The sequence below is a fragment of the Pseudomonas frederiksbergensis genome, assembly GCF_017114915.1.
GTDB lineage: Bacteria > Pseudomonadota > Gammaproteobacteria > Pseudomonadales > Pseudomonadaceae > Aquipseudomonas > Aquipseudomonas frederiksbergensis_I.
The window spans coordinates 180,758-198,113 of sequence record NZ_JAAUOE010000007.1; the positions used below are offsets into that span (position 1 = coordinate 180,758).

At 59.5% G+C, this 17,356-nt stretch carries 14 protein-coding genes; 8 read left to right on the top strand and 6 right to left on the bottom strand.

The genetic code is table 11. From position 1 onward, the window contains the following. Positions 1-951, bottom strand: coding sequence for a PDR/VanB family oxidoreductase (locus tag HCU66_RS08220; protein WP_205888001.1), 951 nt, complete (start codon positions 949-951; stop codon positions 1-3). Continuing rightward, positions 948-1,994: an aromatic ring-hydroxylating oxygenase subunit alpha gene (locus tag HCU66_RS08225; protein ID WP_205888002.1), complete on the bottom strand. Its 1,047-nt coding sequence runs from the start codon at positions 1,992-1,994 to the stop codon at positions 948-950. Before HCU66_RS08225 ends, HCU66_RS08220 begins: the two co-directional genes overlap by 4 nt. A 206-nt stretch (positions 1,995-2,200) precedes the next feature. Here HCU66_RS08225 and pcaQ point away from each other — a divergent pair, with 206 nt between their 5' ends. The 3 genes from pcaQ to pcaG all read left to right on the top strand — a co-directional run bounded on the left by pcaQ (position 2,201) and on the right by pcaG (position 4,570). Beyond that, positions 2,201-3,130: a pca operon transcription factor PcaQ gene (gene pcaQ, locus HCU66_RS08230; RefSeq protein WP_205888003.1), complete on the top strand. Its 930-nt coding sequence runs from the start codon at positions 2,201-2,203 to the stop codon at positions 3,128-3,130. 103 nt (positions 3,131-3,233) lie between these two features. Further along, on the top strand, positions 3,234-3,953 hold the full coding sequence (gene pcaH, locus HCU66_RS08235) for a protocatechuate 3,4-dioxygenase subunit beta (protein ID WP_205888004.1): 720 nt from the start codon (positions 3,234-3,236) through the stop codon (positions 3,951-3,953). 11 nt (positions 3,954-3,964) lie between these two features. Then, on the top strand, positions 3,965-4,570 hold the full coding sequence (gene pcaG, locus HCU66_RS08240; RefSeq protein WP_205888005.1) for a protocatechuate 3,4-dioxygenase subunit alpha: 606 nt from the start codon (positions 3,965-3,967) through the stop codon (positions 4,568-4,570). A gap of 59 nt (positions 4,571-4,629) precedes the next feature. Here pcaG and HCU66_RS08245 read toward each other — a convergent pair whose 3' ends face one another. The 4 genes from HCU66_RS08245 to HCU66_RS08260 form a co-directional block, all read right to left on the bottom strand. Beyond that, entirely contained in the window at positions 4,630-7,053 is a 2,424-nt protein-coding gene (locus HCU66_RS08245; protein ID WP_205888006.1) for a glucose/quinate/shikimate family membrane-bound PQQ-dependent dehydrogenase, read from the bottom strand. Between the two features lie 353 nt (positions 7,054-7,406). After that, a complete protein-coding gene (locus tag HCU66_RS08250) occupies positions 7,407-8,066 on the bottom strand; it encodes a TetR/AcrR family transcriptional regulator (RefSeq protein ID WP_205888007.1) in 660 nt (219 codons plus the stop codon). Beyond that, positions 8,053-8,904, bottom strand: coding sequence for a 3-hydroxybutyryl-CoA dehydrogenase (locus HCU66_RS08255; protein WP_205888008.1), 852 nt, complete (start codon positions 8,902-8,904; stop codon positions 8,053-8,055). The genes HCU66_RS08250 and HCU66_RS08255 overlap by 14 nt, the downstream gene beginning before the upstream one ends. Before the next feature lie 16 nt (positions 8,905-8,920). Then, the gene (locus HCU66_RS08260) at positions 8,921-10,105 is read right to left on the bottom strand and encodes an acetyl-CoA C-acyltransferase family protein (RefSeq protein ID WP_205888009.1); all 1,185 of its coding nucleotides are present in this window, start codon (positions 10,103-10,105) and stop codon (positions 8,921-8,923) included. 128 nt (positions 10,106-10,233) lie between these two features. Between HCU66_RS08260 and HCU66_RS08265 the strand changes: the two genes are divergently transcribed. The 5 genes from HCU66_RS08265 to HCU66_RS08285 all read left to right on the top strand — a co-directional run bounded on the left by HCU66_RS08265 (position 10,234) and on the right by HCU66_RS08285 (position 16,989). Continuing rightward, positions 10,234-11,250 carry an AraC family transcriptional regulator gene (locus HCU66_RS08265; RefSeq protein WP_205888010.1) on the top strand — a complete coding sequence of 339 codons (1,017 nt, stop codon included), beginning with the start codon at positions 10,234-10,236 and terminating at the stop codon, positions 11,248-11,250. Positions 11,251-11,332: 82 nt separating this feature from the next. Then, positions 11,333-13,111, top strand: a complete 1,779-nt coding sequence (locus tag HCU66_RS08270) for a type I secretion system permease/ATPase (protein WP_205888011.1) — start codon at positions 11,333-11,335, stop codon at positions 13,109-13,111. Then, positions 13,077-14,402, top strand: a complete 1,326-nt coding sequence (locus HCU66_RS08275) for an HlyD family type I secretion periplasmic adaptor subunit (RefSeq protein WP_205888021.1) — start codon at positions 13,077-13,079, stop codon at positions 14,400-14,402. The genes HCU66_RS08270 and HCU66_RS08275 overlap by 35 nt, the downstream gene beginning before the upstream one ends. 2 nt (positions 14,403-14,404) lie before the next feature. Further along, the gene (locus HCU66_RS08280; protein WP_205888012.1) at positions 14,405-15,784 is read left to right on the top strand and encodes a TolC family outer membrane protein; all 1,380 of its coding nucleotides are present in this window, start codon (positions 14,405-14,407) and stop codon (positions 15,782-15,784) included. A gap of 485 nt (positions 15,785-16,269) precedes the next feature. Beyond that, positions 16,270-16,989: a response regulator transcription factor gene (locus HCU66_RS08285; protein WP_205888022.1), complete on the top strand. Its 720-nt coding sequence runs from the start codon at positions 16,270-16,272 to the stop codon at positions 16,987-16,989. Positions 16,990-17,356: the final 367 nt, after the last annotated feature.

Below are 17,356 nucleotides of genomic sequence, written 5' to 3' on the forward strand. Positions count from 1 at the left end.
TCAGATATCCAGCACCAGCAGCGGTGTTTTCGAGCGCGAGCAGCAAGGGGTGAACTGGTCGTTGCAGGCCTGTTCATCCTCGGTGAGGAACAGGTCGCGATGCTCCGGCACACCCTCCAGAACCCGCGTCAGGCAAGTGCCACAAATGCCTTGTTCACAGGAAATGGCGATCTCGATGCCCTGGTTTTGCAACACTTGCACCACGCTCTTGTCGGCCGGCACCTCAAAGACCTGACCGCTGCTGGCGACCTTGATCGAGAAACTGCCATCGGCGCCCGTGTCGACGGGCGCGGCGGCGAAGTACTCGCGATGCAGGCATTGCTCCTGCCAGCCTTCGGCCTTGGCCGTGTCCAGCACATGTTGCATAAAGCCGCCGGGGCCACACACATATAAATGAACGTCGCTCTGAGGCATGGCCAGGACCTTGGCCGCGTCCAGCGCAGTCTCGGGCTCTTGATCGAAATGCAGGAACACCCGGTCGGCAAAAGACGAGTGTTGCAGGCGTTCGACAAAGGCTGCACGGTCCCGTGATCGGGCACAGTAATGCAGCTCGAAATCCGCGCCGCTGTGGGCCAGGCGCTCGGCCATGCACAGGATCGGCGTGATCCCGATACCGCCCGCAAACAGCAGACTGCGCCTGGCCTCATGGACCAGCGGGAACAGGTTGCGCGGTTCACTGATCGGCAGGCGCGTGCCGGGCTGGATCTGCTCGTGCATGGCCAGTGATCCGCCCCGGGAGGTCGGGTCCTTGAGCACACCGATCAGGTAGCGATGGCGTTCTTCGGGGTGGTTGCACAGGGAGTATTGCCGGATCAAGCCGCCGGGCAGGTGCACATCGATATGCGCACCGGCGCTGAAGGCCGGCAGCGGTCGGTCATCGACACTGGCCAGCTCATAGCTGCAGATGTCCTGGGCTTCGTTGTTGCGCGATACCACCAGCACTTCGATCATGCCATTGACTCCTGCGGGGCTTGTTCCTTGGCGATCAGACGCTCCAGAACGCGACGCGACTGCACGCCGCCAGCGTCGATATTGAGCTTGAGCAAGTTGCGCGCGGGATGGCTGAGCAGGTTCTGTTGCTGGCGTTCGAGCATCTCCAGGTCTTCGCTGAAAATCTTGCCCTGTCCCTCGCGAATGCTCGCGGTCAGGGCTTCATCCTGCGGGTTGAAATTGCGCGCCATGCCCCAGAAGTACCAGATCGAGGTTTCGGTTTGCGGGGTGATGAAGTCGACGACGATGCTCGACGCCTTGAACTGCTGAGGCGCGTGATAACCGCCATGGCCGGCATGGGCCACGCCGACTTCGATCAGCACATGGCTAGGCGGGGTGAAGCGGCAGATCTGCCAGCGGTCCACCGGCACATCGTCGGCCAGGTTATTGCCGCGCAGGGCCATGCGCCAGAAGGGCGGGGCCATGATGTTTTCCATGTGGCGGGCAGTGACCACCTCGTCGCCGTCGACCGTGGTCACCGGCGGCGCTTCGTCGATTTCCTTCTGGCCGATGCTGGACGCATGAACGTAGGTTTCATGAGTCAAGTCCATCAGGTTGTCGATCATTAGCCGGTAGTCGCACTGGATGTGGAACAGGCCGCCGCCATAGGCCCACTCGTCACTGACCGCCCATTCCAGATGATGGATCAGCGCCGGATCCGCCAACGCCTGATCGCCAGGCCAGACCCAGATGAAGCCATAGCGCTCGACCACGGCAAAGGTCTTGTTGCAGGGAAAGCCGCGAACCCGCTGCCCGGGCATGTCCACGGTCTTGCCGTCGCACCCCATCACCAGGCCGTGATAGCCGCACACCAGATTGCCGTTTTCCACATAGCCCAAGGACAGCGGCGCGCCACGATGGGGGCAGAAGTCCTCGACAGCCGCCACCTTGCCCTCATGCCCGCGGTAAAAAACCATCTTTTCACCACAGATCTGACGGCCCAGCGGCTTGTCGGCGATTTCATCGGGCGTGCAGGCGACGTACCAGGTGTTCTTGGGGTACATGGAGATTCTCCAAGGTTGTTTGTTGTTATTTAGTGGATCCATTAATGGTGGTTTGCGGGGTGTTGTCAAATTAATTCTGGTTTTTAATGATTTAATGGATCCATATGTGAGTTGTGAGCCCTTCCGGTCGCCAGGAAATCGAGCGCGCGCTAAGATCGCCTGCAAACGTTTCGACCGCCATCGAGGCAACTTCACGGGGCCCTGTAGTGAACATCGACACCCGCATCAAATTCCGTCACCTCGTGTGCTTTCTTGAAATGGCTCGTCAGGGCAGCCTGGCGCGGGCGGCGGATACTTTGGCAGTCAGTCAGCCAGCGATGTCGAAGACGCTCAAGGAACTGGAGGAGCTGCTGGCGGCAAGCCTGTTTGTACGCAGTAAAAGTGGTGTGAACCTGACCGAAGCCGGGGTTGCCTTTCTGCGTTATGCCGGGCCCTCGGTGCAGGCGCTGCGTGATGGGGTCAATACCTTGCGCGGTGGCGAATATGCGGCGGGCAAAGTCCGACTCGGTGTGTTGTCGACGGTGGAAAGCTTGCTGGTGCCTGAGGTTGTACGGCGCTTGCACGAGCGCCATTCGGCGCTGGTGGTGAGTGTGGTGACCGGGCCAAGCGCCTATTTGTTGTCGCAGTTGCGGGTGGGCGATGTGGATCTGGTGGTCGGCCGTATGACCGATAGCCCGGAGATTCAGGGGCTGACTTTCGAGCATCTGTACAGTGAATCCATGACGCTGGTGGTGCGTCCCGATCATCCTTTGCTGGCCGAGCCATTGGAGCGTAGCGCTCTGGAAGATTTCCCGCTGGTGCTGCCGCTGGCAGGGACGACGATTCGCAAATTTGCCGACAGCCTGTTCGTGCAATGCGGCATCAGCCAATCGCGGCAGCGTCTGGAAACCTTGTCCGTGACTCTGAGCCGTCGTTATGTGTTGTCCAGCGAGGCGATCTGGATCGCGCCACTGGATGCCGTGCGCCTGGATCTGGCAAGCGGCGAACTGGTTGAGATCAATCTGGGGCAGCGTGAACCGGGTGGTTCGGTGGGGATTTCCAGTAACGCCAGTTTGCCCTTGTCTCTGGCGGCCCAGTGGTGTGTCGAGGTGCTGCGCGAGGTAGGGCAGGCGTATCGCGAAGGGGTTTATCCATAACCATTTGGTTATGTGTCGAGGGCGGTTTTTCAATGTTCCCCAGCCTTCTGTTGTTTGAAACTGCGCAAGCAGTGCTCCATAAATCAAACAACAGGAGATCGACATGTCTGATGCAGACAGCAGTCGTTTCGTTATTCGTGACCGTAATTGGCACCCCAAAGCCCTGACCCCTGATTACAAAACCTCTGTCGCCCGTTCTCCACGCCAAGCCTTGGTGAGCATTCCCCAGTCGGCCAGCGAAACCAGCGGCCCGGATTTCTCTCATCTGAAGATGGGCCGGTTCGATAACGACCTGCTGCTCAACTTCAATAACGGTGGGTTGCCGGTGGGGGAGCGGATCATCGTTTCCGGCCGGGTCTGTGATCAATATGGCAAGCCCATCCCGCATACCCTGGTGGAGATGTGGCAGGCCAACGCCGGCGGTCGCTACCGGCACAAGAATGATCGCTACCTGGCGCCACTGGACCCGAATTTCGGCGGTGTCGGCCGGGCCCTGACCGACCGTGACGGCTACTACAGCTTCCGCACCATCAAGCCCGGTCCTTACCCATGGCGCAATGGCCCGAACGAGTGGCGCCCGGCGCACATCCATTTCTCCATCAGCGGGCCATCGATCGCCACGCGCCTGATCACCCAGCTGTATTTCGAAGGCGATCCGTTGATCCCGATGTGCCCGATTGTCAAGTCGATCGCCAACCCAGACGCGGTTCAGAGCCTGATCGCCCGGCTCGACATGGGTAATGCCAATCCGATGGATTGCCTGGCCTATCGCTTCGACATCGTGCTGCGCGGTCAGCGCAAGACCCACTTCGAAAACTGCTGAGGAGTCCGTCCATGCCTATCGAACTGCTACCCGAAACCCCTTCGCAAACGGCCGGCCCTTACGTGCATATCGGTCTGGCGCTGGCGGCTGCCGGCAACCCGACACGGCCTGAGGAAATCTGGAATCAGATGGCCAAGTCGGGTGCCGAGGGCGAACAGATCCTGCTGATCGGTCATGTCTATGACGGCAACGGTCACCTGGTGCGAGACTCGTTTCTGGAGTTTTGGCAGGCCAATCATGAAGGTGTTTACGACCCGGTCTTCGACTCGGAAAAAGCCTTCAACAGCTTCGGCCGAACCGCCACCACCTTCGATGCAGGGGAGTGGACACTCAATACCATCAAGCCTGGCGTGGTGAAGAATGCCGCCGGGGTGCCGATGGCGCCGCACATCAATGTGTCGCTGTTTGCCCGCGGGATCAATATTCACCTGCAAACCCGGCTGTACTTTGCCGATGAGCCACAAGCCAACGCGAAGTGCCCGGTGCTTAATCTGATCGAGCAACCGCAGCGTCGCGAAACGCTGATAGCGCAGCGTTGCGAGGTGGATGGCAAGGCGGCTTATCGTTTCGACATACGTATTCAGGGGGAGGGTGAAACGGTGTTCTTCGATTTTTGAAGGCAACAAAAAACCGCTGCCACGCTCACACGGCGGCAGCGGTTTCAGGTGTTACTGGCTTACTTGCTGTCAGGCAGCGCGTAAGCGATCACATAATCGCCGCGATCGGGCGACTGACGCGCACCACCCGCGGTGATGACAATGTACTGCTTGCCTGTTTTCGGCGACACATACGTCATCGGGCCACCCTGGCTGCCCACGGGCAGCCGGGCTTTCCAGGCCTCTTCGCCGTTGGCGGAGTTGAAGGCGCGCAAGTAGTAGTCCTGTGTACCGGCAATGAACACCAGGCCGCCCTGGGTGGAGAGCGTACCGCCCAGCGTCGGCATGCCGATCGGCAAAGGCAGATGCATCTTGATACCCAACGGGCCAGTGTCCTGGACGGTGCCAACCGGCACTTGCCACGCGACTTTCTGGGTTTTCATGTCGATCGCGGTGAGTGTGCCAAAGGGCGGTGCCTGGCAAGGGATACCGGCGACAGACAGGAAGCGGTTCTTGTTCACTGCATACGGGGTGCCTTTGAGCGGTACCGCGCCCATGCCGGTGTTCAGTGCTTCACCACCGGAAGAGGCCTTGGCATCTTTCTTCGCCGCAATCATCTGGATCCACAGGCCCAGACGCATGTCGTTGACGAAGATAAAACCGTGTACCGGGTCAGTCGAGATACCGCCCCAGTTCATCCCTCCCAGCGAACCCGGGAAGCTCAGCGAGATATCGGTGCCGGGTGCGGTGTACAGCCCGTCGTAACGCATTTTCTTGAACGAGATACGGCAGAGCAGTTGATCGAACGGCGTCGCCCCCCACATGTCCGACTCGGTCAGCGTCTGCGCGCCAATCTCTGGCATGCCCACCGATTTCGGTTGAGTCAGCGAGTAAGGTTCGTTCGGGATGTTCGACGCTTTGACCGGCACCTCTTCCACCTTGGTCAGCGGTTTGCCGGTGGCGCGGTCAAGCACGAAGATCTGACCGGCCTTGGTGCCGATCACGACGGCGGGCACCTTGCTGCCGTCAGCTTTGGTGAAGTCGATCAGGCTTGGCTGCATGGGCAGGTCGAAGTCCCACAGGTCGTTGTGGACGGTTTGGTAGACCCACTTTTCTTCGCCCGTGGTTGCGTTCAGTGCAAGCACGGAAGCGCCGTACTTGTGGTTCAGTGCGGTACGTTCAACACCGTAGATGTCGGTGGACGAACTGCCCATCGGCAAGAACACGGTATTCATCGCCGGATCGTAAGACATCGGTGCCCAACTGTTGGGGGTGCTGCGCACATACGTGCTGCCGGCAGCCGGAGCCTGCTTGTCTTCGGGGTTTCCCGGGTCGAATGCCCAGCGCATTTCGCCGGTGACGACGTCGAAACCACGGATCACGCCACCTGGCATGTCGGTCTGGACGTTGTCGGCGACACGGCCGCCTACGACCACGGTGGTCCCGGCCATCAGCGGTGCCGATGACAGCTGGTAATAGGCGTCAGGGACGTCGCCGAGACCGGCTTTCAGATCAACCTGGCCATTGTTGCCGAAGCCCTGGCAGAACGCCCCTGTGTCGGCGTCCACTGCGATCAGGCGCGCATCGATGGTGTTGGTCAGCAGACGGCGCTGGCAATTGGCGCCGGCCGGTACCGACACGGGCTTGGCAGGTGTGCTGCCGTCCGCAGGCTGGGCGACCGCGGCGGTAGCGTCGAAGTAGGCGACACCGCGGCAACGTTGCCAAACACGTGCCTTGGCGTTTATCTCATTTTTCCATAGCTGTTTACCGGTGTCGGCATCCAGTGCGATGAGGTTGTTGTGCGGGGTGCAGATGAACACCTTGTCGCCAACCTGCAACGGCGTCAGCTGATCTTCGGCGCCATTGCCGTCGCTGATCGCGATGTCCCCGGTTTGGTAGGTCCATGCCGGCACCAGCTTCGAGACGTTGCTACGGTTTATCTGGTCCAGCGCGGCGAAGCGGCTGCCGCCTTCGTCGTTACCGTAGTGTTCCCAGTTTTTCTGGGCCTTGGCAGGGTCGACCTTTGTCAGGCCTGGGCCGTCACCGGTCGGCGAGACAGGGGCATGGGGGACGAACATACCGGCTCCACCTGCAACCACGGCGATTGCCAGCACACCGCTCAGAGCGTAGCCACTGCGACCGCTGGCCAGGCTATTGGCCTTGCGCAGGTGGGGGTAGACCAACGCCACCAACAGGCTCAGCACGCCCAAGGCGAACAAGCGAGAGATCAGTGGCCAGAAGTTCAGCCCGACATCGGCCAGCGCCCAGATCACGGTCAGCACCATCACCGCCGCGAACAGCCAGGCACCCTGCAGACGCTGCTTGAAAAGCAGTACGGCCGATACGATCAAACCGAAACCGGCGAGCAGGAAGTACCAGCTGCCACCCAGCGTGGCGAGGTAACCACCACCTGCCGCGAAGAATAATCCAAATACCAGCACGCCGAAGGCGACGACCCAGATGGGCCAGCGACTGACGGATGCCGAAGGTCGAGACTTAGCCATGTTGCATGATCCTACTGACGCATGAACGTTTGTGGGGAGGGTTAAGAGCAGTGAAGGCAACAGCCTTGGGAGCTGTTTCCTGGACAGCAGTTGCAGAGGGAGCTTTCAAGGCCTGCGCATCGTCGCTGACACGGCCCAAGGCGATGCATTCAGGGAAGTCTGAAAGCTGTTAACTAACTAGTTAATTGCGCAAAGATATCAAAAAAAACGGGCCCTGCGACAAATTGTCATTTGCCGAAAAGGAGAAACACTGTTGCAGTGATGGTAACAATCGAGAGGGAAGGCTCTGAACACTCGGTGGCGAGCTGGTGAAGTCTCCACCGTCGACCCAAGCGCACGGGCCTTTGCCGTCACTAAAACGCGGCGGGTGTCTGGATTTTTTTGGATGTTTTTTCTAAAGGTGGGGCGAGGCTTATCGCCTCATGTGTGCGTCTTGGCGACAGCAACCGCTCGATGGCGCCACTCACCATGGTTTCCATCAGGTTATCGCGCTCTCGCTCATCCAGCGAATAGTGCGTCAGCCAACTGGGCGCGCTGTTGAGCAAGGAGGCAATGGCGTGACCGGCGGCCAACAGGCCCTGTTCACTGAGTCGGGGGCGGACACCCAGGATCAGCAGCAACTTGCGTTCGTACTGCTCGCGCAGTTGCCGGACCTGTGCCTGCTGCTCTTCATTCAGGCAGCCGCTGTCACGCTCCACCAGACGAAAATGCCAGGGCATTTCCTGATGCATATTCAGGTGCGCGCGGATCAAATGGTTGAGTCTGTCGCGTTTTGCCGGCGACTGTTGCTCGAGGCGACCCAGAGTGGCCAATAGCTCTTCATAGAACTCCTCGATCAGGTCGAACAGCAAGTGCTGCTTGCTGGGGTAATGGTGATACAGCGAGCCCGGGGTGAGCCCCAGGCTCGTCGCGAGCTCACGCATGCCGACCTGACCGAAACCCTTGCTGGCAAAGAGCTCCAGCACCTTGTCCCGGTATTCGGCGAAACGTGAGCAACGCTCAGGCATAGGCATGGAAGCCACGCCCCGTTTTGCGTCCCAGGTAGCCGGCGGCGACCATTTCCTTGAGCAGTGGAGCGGGGCGGTATTTGCTGTCATTGAAGCCGTCGTAGAAGGCTTCAAGAATCGCCAGCACGGTGTCCAGGCCGATCAGATCGGCCAGAGCCAGGGGGCCGATGGGCTGGTTGCAACCCAGGCGCATGCCGGCGTCAATGTCTTCGGCGCTGGCCAGGCCTTCCTGAAACACCAGGATCGCTTCGTTGATCATCGGTACCAGAATCCGGTTGACCACGAAGCCCGGACGGTTGCCCGCGGTGATCGCGGTCTTGCCCAGGGTCGTGGCCATGTCCAGCGCCAGGGCGTGGGTGGCGTCGCTGGTTTGCAGGCCACGAATCACTTCGATCAGGCCCATCACCGGCACCGGGTTGAAAAAGTGCAGACCAATGAAGCGCTCAGGCCGGCTCACGCTGGCGGCCAATTGGGTAATGGACAGCGATGACGTGTTGGAGGCGATCACGCACTCGGCGCTGACCTGCGCGGCGATTTGTTGCAGCACGCGCAGTTTCAGGTCGAGGTTTTCGGTGGCGGCTTCGATCACCAGTTGCACGTTTTGCAGGCTGTTGTAATCGGTACTGGTACGAATCCTGTCGAGGGCAGCGAGCTTTTGCTCTGGGGTCAGCGTGTCCTTGGCAACTTGCCGATCGAGGTTTTTGTCCACGGTTACGAGAGCCTTTTGCAAGGCACTCTCCGAGATGTCGATCAAGGTCACATTGAAGCCGGCCAGGGCGCAGACTTGCGCGATGCCATTGCCCATGGTGCCGGCGCCGATGACGCCGATGTTCTGTAGGTTCATGTGCATGTCCTTGTGATCAAACCCGTTCAAACAACACGGCGATGCCTTGGCCGCCGCCGATGCACATGGTCGCCAGGGCATAACGACCCTGACAGCGATGCAGTTCGTGAATGGCTTTGGTGGCGATGATCGCGCCAGTGGCGCCCACCGGATGGCCCAGCGAGATGCCCGAACCGTTGGGGTTGACCTTCTGCGGATCGAAGCCCAGCGCTTGCGCTACGGCACAGGCCTGGGCGGCGAAGGCTTCGTTGGACTCGATCACGTCAAGGTCGGCAACGGTCAGGCCGGCGCGCTTGAGTACCAGGCGGGTGGCGGGAATCGGTCCCAGCCCCATCATTGAAGGCTCAACGCCTGCGTGGGCATAACCCACCAGTCGGGCCATGGGCTTGAGGCCTTGTTCCTGAACGGTTTGGCCCGTGGCCATGATCAGTGCGCCGGCACCATCATTGAGGCCGGACGCATTGCCGGCGGTGACGCTACCGTCCTTTTTGAAGGCGGGTTTCATGCGGCTCAATTGCTCGGCGTTGACCTCAGCCCGTACATGCTCATCCGTCGCGAACGAAACCGTCCCTTTGCGGGTCGCTACTTCGATCGGCACGATCTGCCCGGAAAAACGCCCTTCGGCAATCGCCCGGGCCGCACGCTGCTGGCTCAGAAGCGCCAATTCATCCTGGGTCTGACGCGTGATGCCATAGTGCTCGGCGATATTTTCAGCGGTGATACCCATGTGGAAACCGGCAAACGGGTCTTGCAGTACCCCAAGCATGTAATCGATGGCCTGCATGTCGCCCATTCGTGCGCCCCAACGCGCCTGCGGCAACAAGTACGCGCCTCGGCTCATGGACTCGACGCCACCGGCCAGCGCAGCGCCCGCATCCCCCAGCATCAGACTTTGCGCGGCACTGACTATCGCCTGCAAACCCGAACCGCAGAGACGGTTGACGTTAAACGCAGGGGTTTCTTTCGGCAGGCCGGCATTCATCGCTACGGCCCGGGAGATGTAGGCATCGCGCGCCTCGGTCGGGATCACATGCCCCATCACCGCATGACCGATGTGTTCGGGCGCCAGGCCTGATCGTTCGATAGCGGCGCGGCAAACGTCGGTTGCCAACTGAATAGGCGGCACATCCTTGAGTGAGCCGCCAAAGCTGCCGATGGCAGAACGGACAGCGCTCACTACAAAAATATCGGAATGGTTCATGTTGGTTCCCTGAAGAGGTCTTTTTTGTTGGGCATGAGTCTAGAATCAGCGGCGCCACTGGCCTATGCCAAAACTGTTCAAGGGTGATGGCGTTTTTTGCCATGTTCAGATGTGAGAGAGGCGTTCAAATGCGGGAAACGGATTCGGTGGCGGTTTACTTCATGTATCCCATGATCCATGCGCTGCGTGATAAGCCGCAGCGTCTGCGGTCAGTCCTTGAACAGGTGGGCATTGATCCGGCACTGATGGAGCAGCCGACGGCACGGGTGCCGGCCACGGCTTTCGCCGCGTTGTGGCTGGTGCAGATTCGAGAGTTGAACGACGAATTTTTCCAGCTGGACTCCCATGGTATGCCGCCGGGCGGTTTTGCCTTGATCTGTCGGGCATTGATTCAGGAGCCGACGCTGGAAAAAGCCCTGCGTCAGTGCCTGGCCAATTTCGCCCTGTTCCTGCGTGATTTTCGCGGCACGTTGAGTGTGCGTGGCAAGCGTGCGGTCATCACCTTGCAGACCCGCTCGCAGAACAGCGAGCTCAGCCGGCTGGGTGAAGAAACCTTCTTGGTGTTGATGATCAGCCTGCTGTGCTGGTTGGGCGGGCGACGCATTCCTATCGATCGCGCGGACTTTCGCCATCAGCGTTTGTCGCTGCGTGATGATGCCTTGCTCTGGGGCCCCAACCTGACCTTTGGCACCGAATGCACTGAAATCGAGTTCGCCAGTGACTACCTGCAACTGCCGGTGGTTCAGGACCTTGCCTCGCTGAAAGTGTTTTTGCGCACCGCGCCGCAATGGCTGGTGATCCGCTTCCGCAACCAACATGGGCTGGCGTCGCAGGTCCATCAGCGCCTGCGCCACAGCCAGTACAGCGAATGGCCGACCTTGCAGACCTTCGCCCTGGAACTGAGCCTGAGCCCCAGCACCTTTCGCCGCAAACTGGGACGTGAAGGCTGTTCGTATCAGGAAATCAAGGATGAAGTGCGGCGCGGGGTGGCGCTTGAACGGTTGCGCCAGAGCAAGGCGAGCATCAGCGATATTGCCGAACAGTTGGGGTTTCAGGAGCCGAGTGCGTTTCATCGGGCGTTCAAGAAGTGGACGGGGGAGAGCCCGGGGCGGTATCGGGCGCGGTTTCAGGATCGTTCTGAATGAGCGTTGCCCTGTCCATTGCTGCGCACAGTCCTTCGGCATGATCTAAGCTCCACGGAGTACGGCTTTTCGAGCAGGGGTTTCAATGCAAAGCACACCTGAAAACAGTCTGCAAACTGCGTTGAAAGCCTGTAGGGACAGCTTTGTTTCTGTTGGCTTTTTCAGCTTCTTCATCAATGCGCTAATGCTCGTTCCTACCTTCTATATGCTTCAGGTGTATGGGCGAGTGATAACCAGCGGCAGTCTGACGACCCTGGCCATGCTGACACTGATCATGACCGGGCTGGTGATCACGCTCGGCTCACTGGAATGGATCCGCTCGCGCATCATGGTTCGGGTCAGTACCCGGTTGGATGTGTTGCTCAGTCGCCAGGTCTATAAGGCCAGTTTCAAACGGGCTCTGGAAAGTGGCGGCATGGATGCTTCGGCCCAGTCGCTCAACGACTTGACGGGCTTGAGGCAGTTTCTCTCCGGTAATGGATTGTTCGCCTTTTTCGATGCGCCCTGGTTGCCTATCTATATCGCTGTGATGTTCATGTTTCATCCCTGGTTTGGCTGGGTAGCGACGGGCAGTGCGCTGTTGTTGTTAATGCTCGCGTTTATCAATGAGAAGCTGACGGGGCCGGCACTTGCCCAGGCTAACAAGGAGCATATCGGCGCGACGCTCTACACCACGAAAAATCTGCGCAACGCCGAAGTCATCGAGTCCATGGGCATGCTTGAAACCCTTATCGACCGTTGGGGGCGTCGTCAAAAAAACGTCCTGTCGCTGCAGTCCGGGGCGAGCGATAGAGGTTCCATCATCAGCGCACTTTCCAGGACCTTCCGGATCCTGGTGCAATCACTGGTCCTGGGTCTGGGGGCGTATCTGGCCGTGGACAATCAGGTAGGGGCTGGCATGGTGTTTGCCGGGGCCATACTGCTAGGGCGCGCATTGGCCCCCATCGATCTGATCATCGGCAGCTGGAAGGGCTTTATTGCGGCCCGTTCGCAGTACAGCCGTCTCAACGACATCCTCGACAAACAACAGGCTGAGCCCGAGCGTATGTCATTGCCTGCGCCTCAGGGGCACGTGCAGGTGGAGAATCTAGTCGTCGCGGCACCCGGCTCGAAAACCCCGATCATCAACAACGTAAGTTTCAGCGTACCTGCCGGCTGCGTTGTTGGAATCATCGGTCCAAGTGCCGCGGGCAAGTCCACACTGGCCAGGGCGCTGATGGGGGTATGGGCGCCGCAGCATGGCGTGGTCCGGCTCGATGGGGCGGACATCAGCGCGTGGGACAAACGCGAGCTTGGGCCGCATATAGGTTACTTGCCCCAGGACATTGAATTGTTCGAAGGCAGCGTCAGCGAGAACATTGCCCGCTTCGCCGAAGTCGATTCCGAGAAAGTCATTCAGGCGGCCAGGATTGCTGGCGTTCACGAAATGATTCTGCTGCTGCCCGATGGCTATGACACCGTCATTGGCAGCGAGGGCGTCATGCTTTCGGGAGGGCAGCGCCAACGCATCGGCCTGGCCCGTGCGCTGTATGGCAACCCGCGGCTGATTATCCTGGACGAGCCCAATTCCAATCTCGACGAAGTTGGGGATCGCGCCCTGGTGGCGGCCATCCAGCAGCTCAAGCAGACCGGAGCAACCCTTTTTGTGATTACCCACCGAACCAACATCGTGTCCCAGCTTGACCGGCTCATGGTGATGAGCGGTGGCACCATCAGTCTCTATGGGCCACGCGAGCAGGTGCTGGCCGAACTCACGCAACTGGCGAAAAAGCATGCAACCCAGGCAGGCGCTAGCATTGCTTCGGTCGCTACCTGTAAGGGCGATGTCAATGAACCCTATGATTCCCAGTCCTCAAACGGATAGCTTCGCCGACCTGGCAGTATCCGATCGAAAAATACGTCGCCTGGGTTTTGGCATTGTATTGGCGATCTTCGGCGTGTTCGGCACCTGGGCGGCGGTCGCGCCGCTCGACGGTGCTGTTTACGCGCCTGGGGTGGTCACCGTGCAGGCTTACCGAAAAACGGTCCAGCATCTTGAAGGTGGCATCGTCAAAGAGGTACTGGCCCGTGACGGCGACATCGTCGAGCGTGGTGCTCCGCTGATCATTCTTGATGATGCTCAGCTGCGCTTCGAATACGAGATGACCCGAAGCCAACTGATCGCGACCAGAGCCATGGAGGCAAGACTCAGAGCCGAGCGCGATACGCTGCCGGCGATCGGCTTTGGAGAAAAAGCCGATCCCGCCAGTCTGCGAGTAGTGGAAGCGCGCCACAGCGAGACGCAGGTATTCAACGCTCGGCAGCGTTCGCGGCTGGGCCAGATATCGGTGCTGCGCGAGCGTATTGGCCAGTTGAATCAACAGATCAAGGGGCTGGAATCGATGATCGGTGTCAAGGTTCATCTGGAGAAGTCCTACAGCGGTGAAATCAACGAGTTGACCGACATGCTGAAACAAGGGTTCGTTGACAAACAACGTCTGCTCGAGCAGGAGCGCAAGCTGGGGATGCTCAGGTCGGAGGTGGCTGATCACCGTTCCACGATTAACAGGACCCGTCTGCAGATCAACGAAACACAGCTGCAAATTCTGCAAATCGACAAGGATTTCAGTGCCGAGGTCGTCAAGGAGCTGACCGAGGTTCAGACCAGAATGTATGACCTGCAAGAGAAAACCTCGGCCCTGGAAGACCGGCTCAGTCGTATCGTCATCCGGGCACCCGAGGCGGGTATGGTCATTGGCATGACAGTGCACACCAATGGTGGTGTCGTCAGCCCGGCGACGCCGCTGCTGGACATCGTTCCATCGGTTTCCGAACTGGTCATAGAGGCCCAGGTAGCCCCGGTCGATATTGATCGTGTCGCCATCGGCAAACGCGCCGATATCCGTTTCGGCGCGTTCAACAGCTCGACCACTCCGGTGATCGAAGGCGAAGTCATCAGCGTATCGGCTGACCGGCTGACCAACGAAAAGACCGGCACCGCTTACTACCTGTCGCGGGTCCGGGTAACCGAGGCCGGTGTGCGTACTTTGGGTGAGCGCAAGTTGTTGCCGGGGATGCCGGCGGACGTATTGATCATCACCGGGGAACGAACGCTGCTGCAGTACTTGATGCAGCCGGCCCGTGATGCCATCTCTCAATCGATGATCGAGGAATGACCGTGAGCGCGCCGGTAGTTCTGATGGGCGGTGCATTCATGCTTGCAGCGGGTGTCGTCCTGGCGCAAACCTCTGCCGCAACGCCGACCGCGGTCAGTGCCTCGACGTTTTCCACCGACCTCATGCAGTTGTATCGCGAGGCCCGGCTGGAAGATCCGCGGGTATTGGCCTCCTATTCGCGAGCTAAGGCGGGCCAGGAACATCAGCGCGAGGCCTTGGGTGCGCTGTTGCCGCAGGTATCGCTCAACGCCGGGACGAATCGGATCCATCAGGAAAGCGATCTGGTGCAGCAGAGTTACGATAGCGAAAACTACAGCCTGGTGCTGCGTCAGTACCTCTACAACAAGGCCGCGTGGGAGAACTACCAAAAATTTAAAAGCCTGGCCAAGCAGTCCGAATCGGAAGCGCTGGAAACCCAGGCCGAGGCCACGGTGGAACTGGCGCAGCGTTACTTTGCCGCGTTGGCGGCCGAGGATGAACTGGAGTTGGTGAGGGCGGAGCGTCAAACCACGCAAAAGAGTCTGGACAGGGTCAATGCGTTGTACGAAAAGCAGATGGCAATGATCACCGATCAGCTCGACCTCAAGGCCCGGGTAGATTTGCTGGCGGCGCAGGAGCTCGATGCCCGGAACCAGGCCAGTATCAGTCGCGAGGCACTGGCGGAGATCGTCGGCCGGCCGGTCAAGGAAAAGCTCAACCGGATTCGCGATGACGTGCAATTACGGGTTTCGGCGCAGAGCCTTGAAAGCTGGGTGCGCGAGGGCATGGCGCTGAACCCGGCGCTCAAGGCCAACGAAAGCGGTGTCGAAGCAGCGGGCGCAGCGTTGCGCAGCGGCAAGGGCGGGCACTATCCGACCTTGAGCCTTACCCTGAGCGCGCAGCAGACCAACGAGGGCTACAACAACGCTCTGGCGCCGCGTACCGACAGTTACGTCGCCGGTATTGGTGTGCAAGTGCCGCTGTATAGCGGCGGCTCAACCTCAGCGAGGGTGCGTGGGCTCTACCAGGATCAGATTACGGCCGAGCAGCAGCTGGAATCGGTCCAGCGCCGGGTGGTCAAGGAGATCACCAGCGCTTACCTGACCGCCAATTCGAGCGCAGAGAAGATCAGTGCAAGCCGCAATGCCCTGGCCTCGGCGCAGCTGTCCAGAGTGGCGGCGGAGAAAGCGCTCACCTACGGCATGGTCAATGCCGTCGATGTACTGACCAGCGTACGCAACGAATTCCGGGCTCGTCGTGATCTGCTCAAGACGCAATACGACTTCATTACCAATGTCCTGACGCTCAATCGCTGGGCAGGAAAGCCGCCCGCCGAGGGTGTCGAAAACGTCAATGCCTGGTTGAGCCCCGGCAGCCCCGCCCAAAACCTCACTTCCCCCTGATCCCGCCAGACAATACCGATGTTGTATCCCCGGCCTGACTGGACGCTGCCAGGCCGGTTTTTCAATGCGCGTCCCACTCACCGGCGAGGCAGATTTCGCCGATAAATTGACGCCATTATTATTTCTGTAATTGTTCATGCACCATTCGTCGGTTAATTGACGATTTTGATCGGAAACAGACGTTGCTCGCAGGTGGTCCCAGTGAGCCTAAGACCTTGATTTTCTAGGGGTGAGGAGCTCTCGGGAGTGTCGGCCGGGCTACCCGCATGAGGCGTGAGTCGACGACCGGCGGAAGGGCGGGCCGGCAGCGCGCTGTGCTGGCCTAGACTCAGTTGAGCGGCTGGTAGCAGCCCATCATCATGCGCAAGCCATTGATGATTATTCCTATTTATGTTGTTTTCGATGGCTTTGCCCGGCGAGCTGCTGATCCAGAAAGGCCAGCGTTTGCAGTCCATAGTCCATTGTTCACGGGAGTCAGGAAAGTAATGACGGCCCAAAGAAAACCAATACGTGTGATGCTGATCGATTGTCGTCCCCTCGTTCTCATGGGTCTTCAAGACGTGATCAATGCCAGGAAGCCTCAGATGGAAGTGAGCGGCCAGGCCACCACCTATACCAATGCGCTGGACCTTGCCGATCAGTTGCGTCCCGATGTCATTTTTTTCAGTTTCTTTCCGGATGCGCTGAACCCGCTGGCGGTCATCACGGGGCTCGCCCGTAGCGCCGAAATGAAAGTGCTGGTGCTCAAGGGCCTGTACGAAACCATCCCCGTTGCCCAGGCGATAGAAGCGGGCGCACGTGGCATCGTGCTGGCAGAAGACCCGACGGAATCGATCATCCGCGCCATCGTCAAGGTCCACCATCGTGACATCGGACTGAACAGATCCTGGGCCGTTGGGCTTTCCGGCTATGCCGCGACCGGGCATATGCCCTTGAAACGCAGTTTGGAGCAGGTGAAACAGGCGCAGTTGACGCTGCGCGAGAGGGAACTGATTCGCGCCATCGTGGGGGATCCGTCCGCCAAATACATGTGCATCGCCGGGCGCCTGGGCATCAGCGAGCACACCGTGCACAACCACCTCAGCAACATCTATCAAAAGCTTCATCTCGTTAATCGCATTGATTTGCTGATGTACGCGCAGAAACACGGGCTCACCGACAATAACGAAGACCCTCCCGAGTCCACTCGGGCGCAATCGGACTGACCGGACTGACGGGTGCGTGCCAATGTGCGGCGCACGCAGTCATGGGGCAGGGGACAAACGTGTTCCTGTACGCCCGGCAATGGCGGTAATAGCCTCTATCCGACCCAAAACACCCTGACCCATTGTTTAGATGTGCAGCAGCACCAGGGGCTGTTTGCGGCGGCGTTGGTGTGCCTGGTGTCAAAGGCTTCGCACCCCTTGAACCCGGGAAACTCGTCGGGTCTTGTTGGCTCAGGAACGAAACGGCCCAAATGAAAACGGCCTGGCCCCTTATGGGAGCCAGGCCGTTTGCCCTCAGTGATGTTTAGACAATGTCGCCGCTATCGATGTTGGTCACACCGACCAACTGGATGATGGCGGTGATGCC